At 67.4% G+C, this 14,066-nt stretch carries 16 protein-coding genes; 2 read left to right on the forward strand and 14 right to left on the reverse strand.

The annotated features are described in order from the left end of the window. Positions 1-9: 9 nt before the first annotated feature. The 8 genes from HPS01S_RS19435 to HPS01S_RS19470 all read right to left on the reverse strand — a co-directional run bounded on the left by HPS01S_RS19435 (position 10) and on the right by HPS01S_RS19470 (position 6,478). Positions 10-585, reverse strand: coding sequence for an antibiotic biosynthesis monooxygenase (locus HPS01S_RS19435; RefSeq protein ID WP_066160060.1), 576 nt, complete (start codon positions 583-585; stop codon positions 10-12). 25 nt (positions 586-610) lie between these two features. Continuing rightward, entirely contained in the window at positions 611-1,399 is a 789-nt protein-coding gene (gene dmpH / locus HPS01S_RS19440) for a 2-oxo-3-hexenedioate decarboxylase (protein WP_066160063.1), read from the reverse strand. Positions 1,400-1,417: 18 nt separating this feature from the next. Further along, the gene (gene dmpE, locus HPS01S_RS19445) at positions 1,418-2,203 is read right to left on the reverse strand and encodes a 2-oxopent-4-enoate hydratase (protein WP_066160065.1); all 786 of its coding nucleotides are present in this window, start codon (positions 2,201-2,203) and stop codon (positions 1,418-1,420) included. A gap of 26 nt (positions 2,204-2,229) precedes the next feature. Continuing rightward, positions 2,230-3,090, reverse strand: coding sequence for an alpha/beta fold hydrolase (locus HPS01S_RS19450; RefSeq protein WP_066160068.1), 861 nt, complete (start codon positions 3,088-3,090; stop codon positions 2,230-2,232). Then, positions 3,087-4,541, reverse strand: a complete 1,455-nt coding sequence (locus HPS01S_RS19455) for a 2-hydroxymuconic semialdehyde dehydrogenase (protein WP_066160070.1) — start codon at positions 4,539-4,541, stop codon at positions 3,087-3,089. Before HPS01S_RS19455 ends, HPS01S_RS19450 begins: the two co-directional genes overlap by 4 nt. A 25-nt stretch (positions 4,542-4,566) precedes the next feature. After that, the gene (locus HPS01S_RS19460) at positions 4,567-4,998 is read right to left on the reverse strand and encodes a GlcG/HbpS family heme-binding protein (protein ID WP_066160073.1); all 432 of its coding nucleotides are present in this window, start codon (positions 4,996-4,998) and stop codon (positions 4,567-4,569) included. A 142-nt stretch (positions 4,999-5,140) separates the two neighbouring features. Then, entirely contained in the window at positions 5,141-6,085 is a 945-nt protein-coding gene (locus HPS01S_RS19465; RefSeq protein ID WP_066160077.1) for a catechol 2,3-dioxygenase, read from the reverse strand. A 21-nt stretch (positions 6,086-6,106) separates the two neighbouring features. Continuing rightward, entirely contained in the window at positions 6,107-6,478 is a 372-nt protein-coding gene (locus tag HPS01S_RS19470; protein ID WP_008328848.1) for a 2Fe-2S iron-sulfur cluster binding domain-containing protein, read from the reverse strand. Positions 6,479-6,604: 126 nt separating this feature from the next. On the opposite strand from HPS01S_RS19470, the gene HPS01S_RS19475 reads away from it, so the two are divergent. After that, on the forward strand, positions 6,605-7,525 hold the full coding sequence (locus HPS01S_RS19475; protein ID WP_066160082.1) for a LysR family transcriptional regulator: 921 nt from the start codon (positions 6,605-6,607) through the stop codon (positions 7,523-7,525). On the opposite strand, the gene HPS01S_RS19480 is transcribed toward HPS01S_RS19475, so the two are convergent. The 6 genes from HPS01S_RS19480 to HPS01S_RS19505 are packed head-to-tail and all read right to left on the reverse strand — an operon-like array spanning position 7,512 to position 12,039. Then, positions 7,512-8,573: an NADH:ubiquinone reductase (Na(+)-transporting) subunit F gene (locus HPS01S_RS19480; protein WP_066160084.1), complete on the reverse strand. Its 1,062-nt coding sequence runs from the start codon at positions 8,571-8,573 to the stop codon at positions 7,512-7,514. The genes HPS01S_RS19475 and HPS01S_RS19480 overlap by 14 nt on opposite strands. 7 nt (positions 8,574-8,580) lie before the next feature. Then, positions 8,581-8,937 (reverse strand): phenol hydroxylase subunit P4, encoded by a 357-nt coding sequence (locus HPS01S_RS19485; protein ID WP_066160088.1) that lies wholly within the window; start codon positions 8,935-8,937, stop codon positions 8,581-8,583. Continuing rightward, a complete protein-coding gene (locus HPS01S_RS19490) occupies positions 8,934-10,478 on the reverse strand; it encodes an aromatic/alkene/methane monooxygenase hydroxylase/oxygenase subunit alpha (protein WP_066160091.1) in 1,545 nt (514 codons plus the stop codon). The genes HPS01S_RS19485 and HPS01S_RS19490 overlap by 4 nt, the downstream gene beginning before the upstream one ends. A 23-nt stretch (positions 10,479-10,501) precedes the next feature. Then, a complete protein-coding gene (locus tag HPS01S_RS19495; RefSeq protein ID WP_066160095.1) occupies positions 10,502-10,771 on the reverse strand; it encodes an MmoB/DmpM family protein in 270 nt (89 codons plus the stop codon). Between the two features lie 25 nt (positions 10,772-10,796). After that, a complete protein-coding gene (locus HPS01S_RS19500) occupies positions 10,797-11,792 on the reverse strand; it encodes an aromatic/alkene monooxygenase hydroxylase subunit beta (protein WP_066160099.1) in 996 nt (331 codons plus the stop codon). A 46-nt stretch (positions 11,793-11,838) separates the two neighbouring features. After that, positions 11,839-12,039, reverse strand: coding sequence for a phenol hydroxylase subunit (locus tag HPS01S_RS19505; protein ID WP_066160102.1), 201 nt, complete (start codon positions 12,037-12,039; stop codon positions 11,839-11,841). Between the two features lie 341 nt (positions 12,040-12,380). Between HPS01S_RS19505 and HPS01S_RS19510 the strand changes: the two genes are divergently transcribed. Further along, on the forward strand, positions 12,381-14,060 hold the full coding sequence (locus HPS01S_RS19510; RefSeq protein WP_066160105.1) for a sigma-54-dependent Fis family transcriptional regulator: 1,680 nt from the start codon (positions 12,381-12,383) through the stop codon (positions 14,058-14,060). Positions 14,061-14,066: the final 6 nt, after the last annotated feature.

Below are 14,066 nucleotides of genomic sequence, written 5' to 3' on the forward strand. Positions count from 1 at the left end.
AAACGGGGCTCAGGGTCGGGCGTGCAGCCAGCCGGCCAGCCAGCGGGTCAGGCGCGGCGCCACCACCCAGGTCATGAGGACCACCACCAGCACGGTGATGACCATGGTGCGCGGCACCAGCGGCCAGTCGGCCAGCAGCGGCGCCACGGTGAGGAACAGCAGCAGCACGGTGGGGAAGATGCCCAGCCAGGTCACGACCGCCACCTTCCAGCGCGGCGGCGGCGCCTTGGTGGTGCTGCCCGCTGGCGCGAACCAGTAGTCCAGCCCGCTGACGCGGCGCATCTCCTGCGCACCGACCGTGTGGGGCGCGACCTGCGCCAGCCAGTGCGAGCGCTCGGGCGAGTCCTGCCAGGCAGCCAGGTGCGCGTCGTTGTCGAACGCGAACACCACGTGGTAGAGCAGGGGCTCGTCGCCGCTGCCGGCCTCGCCGGGCCGCACCAGCTGTCCGCCCAGGTGGCCGGGGAAGTGGGTTGCCGCATCGATCATGCCGGCCATGGCCGCCTCGAAGCCGGCCACCGCACCGGGCGCGACCCGGCGCGTGACCAGCACGGTCACGGCGCGCGAAGGGGTGGCGGGTGCGTTCATGGGCGCAGGCTTCGCAGGGTGGTGCTCAGACGAAGCGCATGCCCACCGTGCCCAGGTCCTGGAAGCGCACGTTCACGCTGTCGCCGGCCTGCACCGCGATGGCTTCGGTCACGCCACCGGTCATGATGAAAGTGCCCGCCGGGATTTCCTGCCCGCGCGCGCCCAGGTGGTTGGCCAGGGCGGCGATGGCGGCGGCCGGGTGGCCCATCACGGCGGCGCCGGCGGCCATGGCCACGATCTGGCCGTTCTTCTCCAGCACCACGCCCAGCGTGCGCAGGTCCAGCTCCTCCACGCGGCGGGCACGGCCGCCGATCACGAAGCGCGAGGCCGAGGTGTTGTCGGCGATCACGCTCTTGAGGTCGAACTTGAAGTCGCGGTAGCGGCTGTCGATGATCTCCACGCCGGGGATCACGAAGTCGATCGCGGCCATCACGGCGCCGACATGGCAGCCCGGGCCCTTGAGCGGCGCCTTGGTGACGACGCAGATCTCGGCCTCGACCTTGGGGTGGATGAGTTCGGAGGTCTTGATGTCGCTGCCTTCGGCGCAGGCCATGTAGTCGCTGACGAAGCCGAAGACCGGCGTGTCCACGCCCATCTGCTTCATCTTGGCGTAGGAGGTCAGGCCGCACTTGAGGCCCACCGTCTTGTGGCCACGGCCTTCCTTGCGCGCGCGGATCAGGTCCTGGATCGCGTAGGCGTCGTCCCAGTCCATGTTCGGGTGGTCGTCGGTGATCTTGGTGACGTCGTGCGCCTTCAGCTCGGCGTTTTCCAGGTGTTCGGCCAGCTGGGCGAGGGTGTTCTTGTCGAGTTTCATGTGGGTGTTCCTTCCCGCTCAGGCGACGAAACGCACCGACGTGCCACCGAGGCCGCCGACGCTGCAGTACAGGCTGTCGCCCGCGACCACGGGCACCAGCGGAGACTGCGAGCCCGAGAGGATGATGTCGCCGGCCTTCAGGCCGATGCCCAGGCGGCCCAGCGTGTTGGCCAGCCAGGCCACGGCGTTGACCGGTGAGCCCTGCACCGAAGCGCCGCAGGACGTGCTGATGATTTCGCCGTTCTTTTCGAGCACCATGCCGGCCAGCGCGAGGTCGATGTCGCGCGGGCTCTTGCGCAGGCCGCCGAGGGTGAGCACGCCACACGACGCGTTGTCGGCCACGGTGTCCTGGATCTTGATCTTCCAGTCCTTGATGCGGCTGTCGACGATCTCGAAGCAGGGCATCACGCAGTCGGTGGCGCGCAGCACGTCGGCCGCGGTCACGCCCGGGCCTTCGAGGTCGCGCGCCAGGATGAAGGCGACCTCGGCCTCGGCTTTGGGCGCGATCATGGTGCTCACGGAGATGGGCTGGCCTTCGTTGTAGACCATGCCCGAGAGCAGGTGGCCGAAGTCGGGCTGGTTGACCTTGAGCATGTCCATCACGACCTTGCTGGTCACGCCGATCTTCTTGCCGACCACATGTTCACCGGCGTCCAGGCGGCGCTGGATCATGCGCAGCTGGATCTGGTAGGCGTCCTCGATGGTGATGTCCGCTTCGCGGTCGGTCAGCGGGGCGACGGGCTGGCGGTCGAGCAGCGACTGGTAGAGCTCGTCGCCGTACTGCTGGATCTTCTGTTTGTCCATGGTGTGTGTCGGATGGGTGAAAAAGGTCAGGCGGCGGCCCGCGCGTCGGCTTCGGCGAGGAAGTTCGACACCAGCTGGACGAAGCGCGCGGCGTGTTCGATCTGGGTCCAGTGGCCGCAGTGGCCGAACACGTGCAGCTGGCTGTTGGGAATCCACTGGCTCAGCGTGAGCGAGGTCTGCAGCGGGATCACCTGGTCCTCGCGGCCGTGCACGATGAGCGTTTCGTGCGGCAGTGCGCGGATCGCGGCTTCGGGGCTGGCCATGGCGTCGACCCAGCGCTGGCGCGGGGCGGGGAACATGGCCGAGAACGACTCCTGGAAGCCGGGGCGGACGCTGGCCTGGTAGCGCAGCTCGGCCAGTTCGTCGGTGACCAGGGAGCGATCGTGGGCGAACACGTCCATGATGCGCTTCATGTTGTCCAGCGACGCCTCGTAGCCCCAGACCGCGTCCAGGCCCGGCGTGATCGGGAAGGGCACACCCACGGAACCCATGAGCACCAGGCGGCGCACGCGCTGCGGCGCGCGAACGGCCAGTGCCAGCGAGAGCGCGCCGCCGAAGCTGTTGCCGACCACGTCGGCCTGCTCCACGCCCATGGCGTCCATCACGTCCAGCGCCTGCTGGACCCAGGTGTCCATGTTGTAGGTGATGCCGGCCGGGCGGTCGGAGTAGCCGAAGCCCACCATGTCGGGCGCGATCACGCGGCGGTCCTGGGCGATGACGGGCATCGCCAGGCGCCAGTTGGCCCAGGCGCTCACGCCCGGACCGGAGCCGTGGATGAACAGCACCGGCGGCTGGCCCGGCTTGGAGCTGCCGAGGTCGTGCACGTTGCTGTTGAAGCTGCCCGTGCGGACGCTGCGGGCGATTTCGGGGTTGTGCGGCGCGTTCACAGCTTCACCATGACGTTGCGGAGCTCGGTGTAGAACTCCAGGGAATGCACGCCGCCTTCGCGGCCGATGCCCGAGGCCTTGGCGCCGCCAAAGGCGGTGCGCAGGTCGCGCAGGAACCAGCTGTTGATCCAGCACAGGCCGACCTCGATGGCCGCGGCCATGCGGTGGGCCTTGCCCAGATCCTGGGTCCAGACGGTGGTGGCCAGGCCGTAGTCGGTGGCGTTGGCCAGTGCGACGGCTTCCTCTTCGGTGTCGAAGGGGGCGATGTGGCAGCAGGGGCCGAAGATCTCTTCGCGGATCACGCTGGCGCTCTCGGGCAGGCCGGTCCAGATGGTGGGCTGCACGAAGTGGCCGTGGGCGTACTCACCCGTCATGGCCGGTTCGCCGCCGCCGGTGATCACGGTCGCGCCCTCGGCCTTGGCCTTGGCGTAGTAGCCCATGACCTTCTGCTTGTGTTCGGCCGAAATCAGCGGGCCGATGCCGACGCCGGGCATGTCGGGGCCGCCGATCTTCAGACCCTCGGCCTTCTCCTTCAGCGCGGCGACGAATTTGTCGAAGATCGGGCGCTGCACGTAGACGCGCTCGGTGCCCAGGCAGACCTGGCCGCAGTTCTCGAAGGCGCTGCGCGTGATGCCGGCGATGGCCTTGTCGAAGTCGGCGTCGGCGAACACGATGCCGGCGTTCTTGCCACCCAGCTCGAAGCTGACGGGGCGCACGCCCTTGGCGGCCGCGGCCATGATGGCCTCGCCGGTGCGGGTTTCGCCGGTGAAGGTGATGCCGTTGACGCCCGGGTGCTTGGTGATGAACTCGCCGGCCGAGCCAGGGCCGAAGCCGTGCAGCACCTGGTACACACCCTTGGGAATGCCGACCGCGTTCATCACCTCGCCCAGCAGGGTGGCGGTGGCGGGCGTCTCTTCCGAGGGCTTGACGATCACGGTGTTGCCGCAGGCCAGGGCCGGGCCGACCTTCCAGGTCATCAGCAGCAGCGGCAGGTTCCAGGGGCAGATCACGCCGACCACGCCCAGGGGCGTGCGCAGGCCGTAGCTGATGGCCGTGCCGCCGTCGGGCGTGGTCATCTGGAAGCTCTCGGTCGGCACGTTCTTGACGATGTCCGCAAAGATCTTGAAGTTGGCGGCGCCGCGCGGGATGTCGATGTGCGAAGCCAGCGAGCGCGGCTTGCCGGTGTCGGCCAGTTCGGCGGCGAGGAAGTCGTCGAAGCGGCGGTTGATTTCGTCGGCCACCGCGTGCAGCAGTTCGGCGCGCTTGACCACGCTCATCTTTCCCCACTCGCCCTTGAGCGCGGCGTGGCCCGCGGCCACGGCCGCGTCGACCTCGGCCTGGCCGGCCTCGTGCACCTGGCCGACCACTTCATTGGTGGCCGGGTTGCGGTTTTCGAAGGTCTTGGCGGTGGCGACGAATTCGCCGTTGATGAAGTTCAGGAACTGTTTCATGGTGCGTGAGGAAGGAAAAGAAAAGTCAGTCGAGGCCCAGGGCCTTCAGGCCGGCGCGGGCACAGGCTTCGTCCTGTTCGGCCGAGCCGCCGGACACGCCGATGCCGCCGATGCGCTGGCCGTCGGCCACGATGGGCAGGCCGCCACCGAACAGCACCAGGCGCTGGCGCTGGTTCAGGCCGATGCGCAGCAGCTCGTCGTCGCCGATCACGCCGCCCCACTGCGAGGTGGGGAAGCCGAAGCTGGCCGCGGTGTAGGCCTTGTCGATCGCGATGTCGATCGAATGCAGAAAGGCATTGGGCATGCGCAAGAAGGCGGCGAGCGTGCCCGAGGCATCGGTCACGGCCACGTTGATGCGAATGCCCAATGCCTCTGCATGCGCCAGCGCCGCCTGACAGGCCAGAGAGGCCGCCGATGCGGTGATGACGGCAGAAGGAACAGAAAGAGCGGTTGTCATCAGAAGAACAATGAGAAGGAGGGGGAGCCAGTTCGAGGGGCACCGAGGAACCGGCTTCGCCGGGCCTCAGGTGCCGTCCCCCCTCCAAGCGCCGCAGGCGCGCCAGAGAGGGGGGAAGCCGCGAAGCGGCGCAGGGGGGAGATCAGGTGTACACATCGGTGAAGCTGGGAACAGCTTCACCGGTGTGATAGAAGATCCCGCTCCACAGCTGGTCTTCGGTCCAGGTGGTCACGGGGCGGTCGCGCTGGGCCAGGTAGCCCAGACCGGCGAAGGTCTCGTTGCGGTTGCCGCTGGGGTCGAAGAAGTAGATCGTCTCGCCGCGGGTGATGCCGTGGCGCGTCGGGGCGACGTCGATCTTGGTCTTGTTCTTGGCCATCACGTCGGCCGACTTCAGCACGTCGTGCCACGAGTCGAGGAAGAAGGCGATGTGGTGCAGGCCGCTCTTGGCGCCGCCCACGAAGGCGATGTCGTGCGGCGTGGTGGTGCGGGCCATCCAGGTGGCGGCCTGCATGTTGCCTTCGGGGCCGACCAGCACCTGCTCGGTCAGGAAGAAGTCCAGCGCCTCGGTCATGAAGCGGGTGTTGTCGGCCACGGTGTTGATGCCGGCTTCGGGGTTCATCTCGCACATCAGCAGCAGGTGGTCCAGCCAGTGCACGCCCGAGCCCTTGAGGCCGTCCGGCCACGGGTCGGGGTTGGTGGTGCCGACCTCGGTGCCCACGTACTCCTTCATGGCGTACAGGCGCATCTCGTGGCCGCTGGGCAGGTTGAACTGCAGCATGCGGCCGGTGGACGGCAGGGTGCCTTCGGGCAGCACGGTGGTCTTCACGCCCCAGGCTTCCACCTTCTTCTGCAACTCGTCGAGGTCGCTGTCCTTCTCGACCTTGTAGGCCACGTGGTTCAGGCCGGCCTGGTCGGACGGGGTCAGGATCAGTGAGTACTTGTCCCACTCGTCCCAGCACTTGAGGTAGACGTTGCCGGCCTTGTCTTTCATGGTGGTCTTGAGGCCGAGCACGTTTTCGTAGTGCTTGACCGCGGCGTCCATGTCCATCACTTTCAGGCTCGCGTGCCCGATGCGCATCACACCCATGTTGTGTCTCCTGGTGGTTGGTTACTGCTGCTGAATCGAAGGGCTGGCAGTCGCAGACTCTGCGCGCCCCTTGGAAAACGGTTTGCTCAACTTGCCGGCCACTTCGAGGTTCACCGGCGTCTGTGGCGCCACGCGGCAGGCCAGCGTGTAGCCCTGGTTCTCTTCGTCGAGCGTCACGTGTGCGCGGCTGATCGGCCCCAGGGCCTTGATCTGTCCCTCGACGATGCGGACCTTGCAGACACCGCAGCCGCCATTGACGCAACCCACCGGGATGCCCTTGCGGCCCAGGCGGACCATGCCGGTGAGCAGGCTTTCATTGCCGGCGCAGGGAAAGGTCTCGTCCGTCTGGGCGACGTGCACGGCGAACTTGGGGCGGGAGTCAAACAGGGACATGTCTCAGTTCTTCTTCAACGCAGCAGCTCCAGCTGCCAAAGATAGGGTGGAGCGGCCATACCGTCCAATACCGAATTTTTGCGACCCTATACTGGTGAGGTATTGCGAACCGAACCAGGAGGCCTCATGGATCTCAAGGACATGCGCCAGTTTCTGGCGGTCGCCGAAGAGCGCAACTTCACCCGCGCGGCCGAGCGCCTGCACATGGCGCAGCCGCCGCTGTCGCGCCAGATCAAGGCGCTGGAAGACGAGATGGGTGCGCCGCTGTTCCTGCGCACGCCGGCCGGCGTGGAGCTGACCGAGGCGGGCCAGACGCTGCTGGACGAGGTGCCCAACCTGCTGCACCTGGCGCAGCGCGCGGCCGAGCGCACGCGGCGCGCGGCGCAGGGCCTGACCGGACAGCTCGACGTGGGCATCTACGGCTCGGGCGTGCTGGATGTCATTCCCCGGGTGCTCGCGAAATTCCACGCGCAGCGGCCCGAGGTGCGCATCGCGCTGCACAACCTCACCAAGTCCGAGCAGCTGCAGGCGCTGCGCGAACGGCGCATCAGCGTGGGCTTCAACCGCCTGATCCCGTCCGAGCCGGACCTGGTGGTCGAGTCGGTGCTGCGCGAGCCGCTGCTGGTGGCGATGCACGAAGCGCACCCGCTGGCGCAACGCCAGCAGGTCGGGATGGCCGACCTCGACGGGCTGCCCATGATCCTCTACCCCAACGAGGCCATCCACGGGCTGGCGCAGGAAGTGGCCGAGGCCTTCCGCCAGGAAGGCGTGCGGCTGGCGGTCGAGCAGGACGTCGAGGACGTGGTGACGGCCGTGGCCCTGGTGGCCAGCGGCTTCGGGCTGACCATTGCCACCCGGTCGGCCGCCAGCCTGCGCCTGCCGGGCGTGGTGTTCGTGCCCTTGCGCAGCCGCCACCTCAAGGACCTGGAGCTGAGCTGCCTCTACCGGCGCGGCGATCCGTCGCCGGTGCTGGCCATGTTCCTGGAGGTGGTGCGTGCGCATGGGAAGAGCGAAACGAAGGGCGGCAACGGCCTCAGACCTGCCTGAACAGCGGGCTGCGGGCGGCCTGCGCGTCGGCCGCCGAGAGGAACTTCTCGGTGTAGATGTCGCGCTCGAACAGACGGCCCTGCATCAGGGTGGAGATGCAGGCCTCGATCATGGGCGGCGGCCCGCACAGGTAGGCCTTCTGGCCCGAAAAGGTGCCGCCGAAATGCGCCTTGGCCGCTTCGTGCACGAAGCCGCGGAAGCCGTCCCAGTCCGAGCCATCGGGCTCGTGCGAGAGCGCCGGCACGTACGTGAAGTTGGCGTGCTGTTCGGCGAGCGCGCGGAACTCGGCGTCGTAGTACAGCTCCTCGCGGGAACGCTGCCCGTAGACCAGGGTGATCGGCAGCGTGCAGCCGCGCGAAAGCAGGTCCACGATCATCGAGCGCGGGCTCGACAGCCCCGAGCCGCCGGCCATGAACAGCATCGGCTGGCGCGCCGACTCGCGCACGAAGAAGCGGCCGTAGGGGCCGGCCACGCGCAGGCGGTCGCCGGCCTTGAGCTGCTCGTGCAGCCAGGTGGTGCCGGCGCCGCCGGGCAGCTTGCGCACGTTGAGCTCGATGCCCTTCGTGGCGGCCACGTCGGCGGGGTGATTGGCGATCGAGAAGGCGCGGCTGCCCACACCCGGGATCTCCACCTGCACGTACTGCCCCGCCTGGAAGTCGATGGCCTTGTCCAGCTGCAGGTGGATCGCCTTGATGGTGGGCGTGAGGTCCTCGACGCGGCTGACCGTGGCCGCGAAGTCGCGCACCGGGATCACGCGCGCATCGGGTTCCTCGTCGATGTCGGCCTCGATGGTGGTGTCGGCCTGCAGCGTGGCGCAGCAGGCCAGGGTCTTGCCGTCGTCGCGCTCGAAGTCCATCAGCGCGAACGGGTTGGCCGCGCCGTGGTCCACCTCGCCATCGCAGACCTGCACCTTGCAGGTGCCGCAGAGGCCGTGGCCGCAGGCGTGCGGCAGGTAGAGACCCTGCCGCAGCACCGCGTCCAGCACCGTCTGGCCTTCTTCGACCTCGATGGTCGCGCCCAGCGGCTCGATCGTCAGTTGGTAGCTCATGGCCGGATCAGCTGAACGAACCTTTGATCCCTGTGAGCCCAGGGGTTCTGAAGCGGATCGCGTCCTTGTGCACCAGGCCGTTCTCGGCCAGCGACTTGGCCGGGTCGGGCGTCCAGGGCTGGCCGTTCTTCTTCCACTCGACCTGGGCCCAGTCGATCTTGGCGAAGTCCGGGTGGTAGCCGTAGATGCCGGGCAGCACCGCGGCCGACAGCGCGCCGAACGGGGTGTCCGGCGGCAGCGGCAGGCAGAAGGGGGCGCAGAACATCAGGTGGTCTTCCCAGCCGATGTAGAGCAGCGGGGCGGGGAAGTTCTCGCGCACATCCCTGGGCGTGAACTCGTAGGGGGCGATGGCGACGACGCTCATTTCGTGTCTCCTTTCCACATCGCAAAGTTCTTCTGGTCTTCCGAACCTTCGAAGTCGAAGTTGTCGCGGCCGACTTCCATCTCGTAGTACTTGAGCACGGCCATCAGCGGGTCGAAGCCCTCGGCGGTCGGGTCGGTGCCTTCGGGGAAGCAGTGGCCCTGGTAGATCTGGTGCACCGGCAGCCAGCTCTGCACGTACTTCTCGGGCTCGTGGTCGAAGATGCTCTTGCAGTGGTCGCTGCAGAAGTGGTACTTGTAGGCCTTGTAGTCGCTGTCGCGGTAGCAGATCTTGCTGGGGTCACCCTCTTCGGTGAACAGCATCGGGATCTGGCAGGTGGTGCACAGCATCGGCAGCGTCTTGTTGTAGAAGCGGTTGCCGGCCTGCTGCTGCTCGCGGAAGTACTCGAAGCGCGGGCGGTAGTACTGGTCGAAGGTCTCGGGGTACTTCTCCGACAGCCAAGCCATTTCTTCGTCGCTGGGAATCCAGGTGTGGAATGGCGCGGCGGCGTTGTAGTTGTAGAAGGTGTTCCAGGCCTGGTGGCTGATGTGGTCCTTGCCTTCGCAGGCCTGCTTCCAGCCCGCGGGCTCGCGGATGCCGTAGCGCGCCAGGTCCTTGAACAGGGCACCGCCGTTTTCTTCGGCGTACATCTCCCAGGCTTCCTTCCAGCTCATCACGCGCTTGGGCAGCATGTAGTCCTGCATCATCGCGACCAGGGTCAGCAGGCGGTAGCCGCGCCAGAACCACTTGTCGATCCAACGCTGCACGATGGGCACGTTGTCCGGGTCCTGCTCCAGCAGGAACTTGATGCACTCGATGCCCAGCGTCATGTGGCGGCTCTCGTCGCTCTGCGCCGAAAAGCCGAAGGTCACGGTGGACATGTCGCCGTTGTGCGCCGCGCCGCTCATGAAGGGCACGAACAGCAGGTTGGTCAGCACGTACTCGAAGCTGAAGCTGACGGCGGTGAGGAACTCGAACGGGCCGCCGGTGCAGGCGTCCTCGAAGAAGCTCTTGGGCACCGACAGGTACCACACGCGGTCGAACCAGTGGTTCGAGTGGTGCATGCCGTTGAAGTACTTGTTGTAGTGGCTGATCGCGTGCGTCTCGGTCTGGTAGTGGCGCAGCTCGTCGATGGACTGCATCTGCGCCGCGACGCGGGCGCCTTCACCGGTGAACTGGCGACCCACGTGGGCGAAGCCGCGGTGCGCGTAGTACTCCAGCGGCGTCACGCCCTGGATGAACAGCTTGAGCGCGTTGACGTAGCGCGCGTCGGCCACGCCGAGCTGGCCGTTGTTCTGCGCGAAGGCCTCGATGACGGCGTAGAGCTTTTTCTCCTTCTCGCCCTGGTACTTCCAGTAGGCGTCCATGGTGAGGCGGAACGGGTCCTGCCATTTGTCCCAGTCGTGGATCTTGATGCCCTCGTACTTGTCGTACGGGAACACCTTGTCCATCGGCTGGTAGCTGGTCTCCCAGCCCAGGCCGCGCGTCATGGCGGCGTAGCGTTCCTTCAGGCCGAGCTTCTTGCTCGCAACTCTCGTGTCCATGCGTGTCTCCTTCTGCTCGTGATTCAGTGTTTCCAGCTCAGCGTGAGCTGGTCGTCGTCCTCGTCGATGTGGCCCGAGAGGGTGACGAGGTTGACGTGGATGGCTTGCAGGTCGTAGGGCCGGCCGGTCAGGCCCTCGATGGTTTCGCGGCGGATGGTCAGGCTGCCGGGCGCATTGATCTTGACCAGGCCGGTCGGGTGGGTCAGCACCGCGTTCGGGTTGTCGGCCACGATGGCGTCGATCACCGGGCGGGACTCTTCGTTGTGCTGGAAAGCGATGAATACGTCGGACATGTTGTGGTCTCCTGTTCAGGCCTGGTCAGGCGGTGACGCCGGTCTTGGCCAGGCGCGCCTGCAGCTGCACGCGTGCGTCGCTCAGCACGGTCTCTCCGGTCTCGCCCAGGGCCAGGCGGGCGATGGGCGAGAGGGCGGCCTGGGCGCGGTCCATCCAGTGGCCGGCCCAGCCGCGCAGCAGGGCTTTGTTGGCGTCCGATTCGGCACCCGCGGCCTTGATGACGGCGTCGATCCAGCGCGCGGTTTCGTCGTGCCACTCGGGCATGAAGCTGGTCAGCATCGCGACCGCGGTGCCGCCCTGCAGCGCGACGTGGTCGTCCACGAAGCCGCCGTAGACCAGCGGGTACAGCAGACCGTCGAGCGCGAAGTTCTGCGCTACGAACAGCTCGAACGGGTCGCTGACCACGAAGCTGTCTTCCACCAGGCGGCGCAGACCCTGCCACTCGGGGGCGTCCAGCCAGGCCTGCTTGCCGTCTTCCAGCGACTGCGGCTCGCCCAGCACCAGGCCCAGGCGGGTGAGGTACTGCGCCACACCCAGGTTGTCCATCGCGTGGAACATGGCCGGCGCGGTGAAGGCGGTGCCATAGCCGTAGGCGCAGATGGAGGCGTTGTTCATGTTGGCGCCCCAGGCCGCGTGGCGCAGCGGCATCAGCACCGTCAGGGCCTTCTCGCGCACGGCGTCGGGCATCTTGCCGACCATGCCGCGCTGCTCGACGAACTGGAAGTTGGCCTCCATCGCGTCCTGCTGCTTGGCGCGGGTCATGGTCCAGGTGGCGTAATAGAACTGGCGCGGGTCCTTGAGCACGTACCAGTCGGCCAGCACGATCTTGCTGCGGCTGGCGTCGAAGAGTTCGTGGCCCGGGTCCCAGGTCGGCCGGTAGTGGAAGTTCACCATCGGCTGGGCGCCGAAGGTGGCCTCCTGGTAGCGGCTGGCGGTCTTGTCGCCGCCGATGTATTTCGCCACGTGGGCGTAGGTCTGGCGCAGCGGCGTGATCTCCCGCGCCTGCAGGTCGATGTTCATCGGTGCTTGTCTCCGTTGGAATGGTTGTTGAACGGCTCTCGCGAACTCAGGTGTCCAGACGCTGCACCTTGTTGTTGGCGCAGAAGGCCTCGAAGGCCGGGGCGGGCAGCATCAGCTCCACCGCCAGCTCCGGCCAGCCGATCGAGAACTCGAAGGCGACCAGGCCGTCGGCACGGCGCTCGATCACCCGCACGAAGCGCAGCGAGGCGTCGACGGCGGGCAGGGAGGTGTCGGTGGTCTGGGGCATGGTGCTTGGGGCGGTCGGTGCGTTGTCGGACGCGTCCCCTCTCGCAGATGGCGTGCCAGTCCGCCGGGGTTGGGCCAAAAATCTCGATATTTCAGGGAAATCCCTGAGAAAAATGTCGGTGTGCAGCGCAGCATCTGGATCGCCCAACACCCTTCGATAGTTTGTTTCTTGGACTGTTGCGGCGCAGCACGTGAGAAAAATCTCGATTTGATGAGGCGCTTTTTGCTGCGAGTGATCAAATGATCAATTTCAGGCACTGCTTCGCCGGTTTGTCGATTTGGGGCGCTTGGCGGAAAATATCGAGATTCCAGTCGCCGCAGAGCGACCCACCGGAGACACCTTTGGACCCCCATCTGACCTACCCGCCCGACAACGACCTGCGCCGGCTGCTGCGCTTCGAGCCGCACAGCGGCGCCATCTGGCTGGGCGAGCGGCGCATGGTGCTGCTGCACACCGCGGCGCTGACGGCCCTGCGCCACGACCTCATCACCTCGGTCGGCAAGGACCACGCGCGGCGACTGCTCACGCGCCTGGGTTATGCCTGCGGCCTGCACGACGCCGGTTTCGCTGCCAAGACGCGCGGCAAGAAGACGCTGGAAGACATGTTCCTGGTCGGGCCGCAGCTGCACATGCTCGAAGGCGCGGCGCGCGTGACGCCGGTGCGGCTGGAAATGGACGCCGCGGCCGGCCGCTTCGAGGGCATGTTCCGCTGGGACGACTCGTGGGAGGCGCACGCGCACCGCCTTCACTATGGCGTGGTCGACGAGCCGGCCTGCTGGACGCTGCTGGGCTACGCCAGCGGCTACACCAGCGCCTTCATGGGCCGGCTGATCCTGTACAAGGAAATCAAGTGCTCGGCCTGTGGCGACGACCACTGCCTGATCGAGGGCCGCCCGATCGACGACTGGCCCGACGGCGACGCGCACCGCCAGTACTTCGAGGACGACTCGCTGCTGGAGAAGATGGCCGCGCTGAGCCAGCAGGTCGAGGCGCTGAAGAACACGCTGGAGCCGGCCGAGTCGGGTGGCATGCTGGTCGGCTCCTCGCCGGGCTTCCAGCACGCGCACGACCTGATGCGCCGCGCCGCAACGACGCAGGTGACGGTGCTGCTGACGGGCGAGACCGGCGTGGGCAAGGAGCGCTTTGCGCGCGCGCTGCACGAACACTCCGAGCGCGCCGCCGGGCCGTTCGTGGCGGTCAACTGCGCGGCGCTGCCGGCCGAGCTGATCGAGGCCGAGCTGTTCGGCGTCGAGAAGGGCGCCTTCACCGGTGCGCACGCGGCGCGGGCCGGCCGTTTCGAGCGCGCCGAAGGCGGCACGCTGTTCCTCGACGAGGTGGGCGACATGCCGCTGCCCGCGCAGGCCAAGCTGCTGCGCGTGCTGCAGGAGGGCGAGATCGAGCGCCTGGGCAGCGAGAGCGCGCGCAAGGTCAACGTGCGCCTCGTGACGGCGACCAACGTCAACCTCGAAGCAGCGGTCGAGCGCGGGCAGTTCCGGCGCGACCTGTTCTACCGCCTCAACGTCTACCCGATCTGCATTCCGCCGCTGCGCGAACGCAGCAGCGACATCGAGCCTCTGGCGCAGCACCTGCTGGCGCGCTTCACCGCGCTGCACCAGAAGCGCCTGGGCGGCTTCAGCGACCGCGCGCTGCAGGCGCTGACGCGCCACAGCTGGCCCGGCAATGTGCGCGAACTGGAGAACCTGGTCGAGCGCGGCGTGATCCTCGCGGCGCAGGGCGGCGTGATCGAGGCCGAACACCTGTTCCCCAACCAGTCCGAGCCGGCACAGGACGGCATCGACCCGCAGGGCCGGCTGGCGCGCCGTGCACCCGAGGACGAGCTGCGCCTGTGCGCGCAGGTGCTCGATGCCGGCGTGCCGATCGAGACCCTGGAGGCGCAGGTGCTGGCCCTGGCGGTCGAGCGCAGCCGCGGCAACCTGGCCGGCGCCGCGCGCCTGCTGGGCCTGAGCCGCGCGCAGCTGGCCTACCGGCTCAAACGCCAGCATCAACAGGAAGCCGATTGAGGTCAT

It is taken from the genome of Hydrogenophaga pseudoflava NBRC 102511 (assembly GCF_001592285.1).
GTDB lineage: Bacteria > Pseudomonadota > Gammaproteobacteria > Burkholderiales > Burkholderiaceae_C > Hydrogenophaga > Hydrogenophaga pseudoflava.

Coding starts and splice junctions, on each gene's coding strand:
- HPS01S_RS19435 (WP_066160060.1), bottom strand. CDS start 585: ATGAACGCACCCGCCACCCCTTCGCGCGCCGTGACCGTGCTGGTCACG.
- HPS01S_RS19480 (WP_066160084.1), bottom strand. CDS start 8,573: ATGAGCTACCAACTGACGATCGAGCCGCTGGGCGCGACCATCGAGGTC.
- HPS01S_RS19470 (WP_008328848.1), bottom strand. CDS start 6,478: ATGTCCCTGTTTGACTCCCGCCCCAAGTTCGCCGTGCACGTCGCCCAG.
- HPS01S_RS19475 (WP_066160082.1), top strand. CDS start 6,605: ATGGATCTCAAGGACATGCGCCAGTTTCTGGCGGTCGCCGAAGAGCGC.
- HPS01S_RS19500 (WP_066160099.1), bottom strand. CDS start 11,792: ATGAACATCGACCTGCAGGCGCGGGAGATCACGCCGCTGCGCCAGACC.
- HPS01S_RS19465 (WP_066160077.1), bottom strand. CDS start 6,085: ATGGGTGTGATGCGCATCGGGCACGCGAGCCTGAAAGTGATGGACATG.
- dmpH (WP_066160063.1), bottom strand. CDS start 1,399: ATGAAACTCGACAAGAACACCCTCGCCCAGCTGGCCGAACACCTGGAA.
- dmpE (WP_066160065.1), bottom strand. CDS start 2,203: ATGGACAAACAGAAGATCCAGCAGTACGGCGACGAGCTCTACCAGTCG.
- HPS01S_RS19485 (WP_066160088.1), bottom strand. CDS start 8,937: ATGAGCGTCGTCGCCATCGCCCCCTACGAGTTCACGCCCAGGGATGTG.
- HPS01S_RS19460 (WP_066160073.1), bottom strand. CDS start 4,998: ATGACAACCGCTCTTTCTGTTCCTTCTGCCGTCATCACCGCATCGGCG.
- HPS01S_RS19505 (WP_066160102.1), bottom strand. CDS start 12,039: ATGCCCCAGACCACCGACACCTCCCTGCCCGCCGTCGACGCCTCGCTG.
- HPS01S_RS19455 (WP_066160070.1), bottom strand. CDS start 4,541: ATGAAACAGTTCCTGAACTTCATCAACGGCGAATTCGTCGCCACCGCC.
- HPS01S_RS19495 (WP_066160095.1), bottom strand. CDS start 10,771: ATGTCCGACGTATTCATCGCTTTCCAGCACAACGAAGAGTCCCGCCCG.
- HPS01S_RS19490 (WP_066160091.1), bottom strand. CDS start 10,478: ATGGACACGAGAGTTGCGAGCAAGAAGCTCGGCCTGAAGGAACGCTAC.